Source organism: Okeania sp. SIO3I5 (genome assembly GCF_010672085.1).
Taxonomy (GTDB): domain Bacteria; phylum Cyanobacteriota; class Cyanobacteriia; order Cyanobacteriales; family Microcoleaceae; genus Trichodesmium.
Genome location: NZ_JAAHHT010000456.1, coordinates 1 through 3,085 on the forward strand (window position 1 = coordinate 1; position 3,085 = coordinate 3,085).

The 3,085-nt window shown below is 42.2% G+C and carries 2 protein-coding genes; one reads left to right on the forward strand and one right to left on the reverse strand.

Annotation, left to right across the window (positions count from 1 at the left end):
• Nucleotides 1–295 precede the first annotated feature (295 nt).
• Entirely contained in the window at nt 296–2,110 is a 1,815-nt protein-coding gene (locus tag F6K40_RS39555) for an aspartate kinase (RefSeq protein WP_293145595.1), read from the reverse strand.
• A gap of 283 nt (nt 2,111–2,393) precedes the next feature.
• Between F6K40_RS39555 and F6K40_RS39560 the strand changes: the two genes are divergently transcribed.
• Nucleotides 2,394–3,085 (forward strand): hypothetical protein (locus tag F6K40_RS39560; protein ID WP_293145598.1); only part of this gene is annotated, 692 nt, incomplete at its 3' end.

A 3,085-nucleotide genomic window follows, 5' to 3' on the forward strand; every position in this document is an offset into this window, starting at 1 on the left:
TTTGATATTACTCCTTACTCCTTACTCCTTACTCCTTACTCATTACTCATTACTCATTACTCCTCAGTAATACGATAACTAATTACCCGGATTCTATATTACAGCGCTTTTCAGATTGATGAACCACATCGGCACAACAAAAACCTTGTAGGGACGTTCCATGGAACGTCCCTACTGTGGTCTACCGTGCAGGAAAACTGCTGTAAAAAGAAGAGGGTTGGTTAAAAAGGAAGCGATCGCTCCTTTGTTAAAAACCTACCCCTGTAAACTCCCTCACTCCCCTACTTATGCAACCTCAAGCTGGAACTTTAACCACCTCATTTCCAGACAAACCAAAAGCTTTGTGAATAGCTTGCAACGCTTTCACGCCATCCTCCTCTTCTACTACACAACTAATTTTAATTTCCGAAGTGGCAATCATCAAAATATTGATTTGACTCGCTGCCAATGCTTCAAACATCTGTGCTGCCACCCCTGGATGTGCAATCATGCCACAACCGACTACACTCACCTTGGCAATACCACTCTCTAACACCACTTCTCCCCAACCAAACTCTAATGCTGCATTTGCCAAAATTTGATATGCAGTTTCCCCATCCGGTTCAGCAACAGTAAAAGCAATATCGCGAGTCAAAACCCCATCCACATTATAACAACGTTGGGATTGAATAATCATATCCACACTAATATTCTCCCGCGCCAATAAACCAAATATTTTGGCTGCCATTCCTGGGCGATCGCTAATTTTACGCACTGCTAATCTTGCTTGCTTGATATCTAAAGCAACTGCTCGCACTGGTGGGATAATTTCTTCCGACTCACAACTACCACAGCTACTGGAAGTATCTGCAACATCCACATCAAATGCTTCACACAAAGAATTAACTGCTTTTTCACAGTCTTCCGCATCGACTACACAACTGACTTTCACTTCCGAAGTCGAAATCATTACTATATTTACTCCTGCTGCTGCCAAAGTTTCAAACATTTTAGCTGCTACTTCTGGTCTTCCGATCATTCCCGCACCCACAAGACTGACTTTGGCAATAGGACGCTCTTCTGTTTTGACTTCCGGTTCTCCCAAACTAGGATCAGAATTTTTTCCTAAAGCAGGTAGTATGGCATCCGCTACTGCTGCCGCTTGTTTCAAAGCATCTTTCCCGACAGTAAAGGCAATATCATTAGTATTGCCTTCGTGAATAGATTGAATAATCAAATCTACATCTATATTTTGTACGGCAATACCAGAAAATAATTTGGCTGCCACACCAGGGCGATCGGGAACGTGCAACATAGAAATTGCCGCTTGGTTGGTGTCATATTCTACGGCGTCTACAGGTTTAGTTAATTCCAAATCTTGCAAAGCGCGACGTTTGGGTATTGCCGAAACTACGCGAGTACCCGGTGCATCGCTCCAACTCGATAAGACTACTAATGGCATTCCATAATTTCGAGCAATTTCGACTGCCCTCGGATGCAGCACTTTTGCTCCCAGACTTGCCAACTCCAACATTTCATCACAGGTAATTTCTGACATTAACTGCGCTTCGGGTACTATCCGGGGATCGGTTGTGAGAATTCCAGGTACATCTGTATATATTTCACACCTTTCTGCTTGGAGTGCTGCTGCTAAAGCGACTGCGGAAGTATCGGAACCGCCTCTACCTAATGTTGTGATTTCCTGGTGGCGAGTCTGACTAATACCTTGGAAACCTGCAACGACTACTACTTCTCCTAGTTGCAGATGTTCTTCTATGCGTTGGGTTTTAATCTGTAAAATGCGGGCGCGGGAATGTTCAGCTTCTGTGACTATTCCTACCTGCGCTCCAGTCAGGGAAATAGCAGGTACTCCCAATTCTTGTAAGGCGATACTCATTAGAGCGATGGTAACTTGTTCGCCTGTGGATAGTAGCATATCCATTTCTCGACGACTGGGGTTGGAGGAAATTTCGTTGGCAAGTTTGACTAAACCATCTGTGGTTTTTCCCATCGCCGAAACGACTACTACTACCGAGCGATCGCTGGCAGTTTTAGCTATATGTTGGGCCACTGCTTTAATTCTTTCCACAGACCCGACTGATGTACCACCGTATTTTTGGACTATTAGCATATTGACTTGAGAATTAGACTATTAACGTATTGATTTTAAATTCTTTGGTTGAAAGTTGTTAACCAGATTGATTAAAATGTTGTATAATTTAATATTTAAAAAATAATATTTAAAAAATCATCAATTTAGGTCAAATACTGAGGATTTATCTAATGCCGGAACTTAATTGGATGACAATTTTAGAATCACAACAAGATGAATTTATTATCAAACTAAAACACAGGATGCCTGCTTTTACATGGAAAAAAAATGTTGCAAAGCTACTCTCTCACTGACTAGAAAAATGAGCGAGGAGCTAAAAAAGATCGCCAACGTTACTGGTATCTCTGAAACCCCCAAATTTCCAGGGACTCTCCCAGAAAAACTCACCGATCCAAATACCAAAAACACCACTGTCAACAACATTGCTGAATGGCATCAATATCACTTCGATATGCTAGATGAGTTAGTCGGACAATTTCCTATAGACTTTGAAATAGAAGGCGAGGACGCCTGTCCCGACAACATCGCAGAAGCGCTAGCAGAAATATACGGCATGACATTAGACGTCAAAGTTGACGTTTATGAAAATAAAATGGCGATCGCTCGTTCCTTAGTCGAAATTGGACTAGCACGACTAGCTATCGGCAGGATATTTAGAAATATAGAGGCAGTTATCGAACACCTTGATTTTGAAAGGGAAGAGGTAGAAGAGGAAATCGACATGACATTCAATCCTCTAGCATACGAGGATAAAGACAAGGACGGTGACATTGACGAGGATAGCATCGAAGATTTCCTGACTCCGAGCAAACAGTCAATCAAATACTATAAGGTTCCCCGTGCCTCCAAAGAATCCCTTCGACAAACACTTTCATTGCTACAGGAAGCAGCACAAATCACCAAATCCTTGCACTGGCACAAAATTCCGCGAGACCCTATTGCTGCAAAAGGATATTTAAAAGATTTAATCAACTTAGGAGCAGATGTAGCAGC